Source organism: Vibrio sagamiensis NBRC 104589, assembly GCF_007990935.1.
Lineage (GTDB): Bacteria > Pseudomonadota > Gammaproteobacteria > Enterobacterales > Vibrionaceae > Vibrio > Vibrio sagamiensis.
Genome location: NZ_BJXJ01000142.1, coordinates 1 through 846 on the forward strand (window position 1 = coordinate 1; position 846 = coordinate 846).

Annotated in this window: 1 protein-coding gene and 1 pseudogene; one reads left to right on the forward strand and one right to left on the reverse strand. The window is 37.7% G+C overall.

Going from position 1 to position 846, the window contains the following annotated elements:
- Positions 1 to 134 precede the first annotated feature (134 nt).
- On the reverse strand, positions 135 to 563 hold the full coding sequence (locus VSA01S_RS19835; protein ID WP_039983868.1) for a hypothetical protein: 429 nt from the start codon (positions 561 to 563) through the stop codon (positions 135 to 137).
- Between the two features lie 201 nt (positions 564 to 764).
- On the opposite strand from VSA01S_RS19835, the pseudogene VSA01S_RS20440 reads away from it, so the two are divergent.
- Positions 765 to 846 (forward strand): annotated as a pseudogene (locus VSA01S_RS20440) (transcriptional regulator); the annotation flags it as partial.

Sequence of the window (846 nt, forward strand, 5' to 3'; positions counted from 1 at the left end):
TATGATTCATTACTTCAAAAAATACAGAATTTTTCTGAAATAGAATTGCGAAAAAATGAGATCGAAAACGCTGCAGGTGGGGTGCTCGTACTTTCGGTGGCTTTTAGAAAACGAAGTGAAGCAAGTAATGTTCACTAATCGAGCATATGTTCGCTCCAGCCAAGAGTACCTGCCGCTTTATAATTCAAATTTGAATCAGCACAAGTATCAAAATTATAAAGACGTATCAAAGATTTTTTACCTGCTGCTTTTGTTGACAATAGACTACTATACAGGGCCTTACATGCTTCGGGAGGAACTCCATTGTACTGCGAACTAACAGAACAAAGATAAGTTGCGGAAGGGCCGCCTTCCAACCCAGCAATCAAAATTCCGTTATCAATGTGAAGGGCGAGATTTGTAATTTTTCCTTTACAATCTACTTGACTGAAAACTGGAAAAGCCAGCCCTATACTCAATGCCATAACTAATAACTTTTTCATTTTAGCTTCTCTACAATTAATCACTTCTAAATTCAAATAAGTAATTGATTTCCTAAAGTGATAAAACGCAGCAATATACATTAATACAGCCAATAATCAATAGGTTATTTTTCCCTGAGAGTAAATTGCGAAAAAATGATAACGAAAACATCGTAGGTGGGGAGGAGGAGTGCATTTTCCGTCGGGCGCTCGTACTTTCGGTGACCCAGTAATAGTTCTGTATAAATGCACATAATTATCTAGTACCATGTCTCCATCATTTCAATAGGTTCATGGTGTTATATGAGAGTAATTTGCCCCGAGTGTGGTGCGAAAGCCTGTATACAAAAATCAAACCGTATTTCAACGAGCTACAGCGACTTAG

Bases quoted from the DNA above. Each gene is read 5' to 3' on its own strand.
- VSA01S_RS19835 (WP_039983868.1), bottom strand. From the start codon at position 563: ATGTATATTGCTGCGTTTTATCACTTTAGGAAATCAATTACTTATTTG.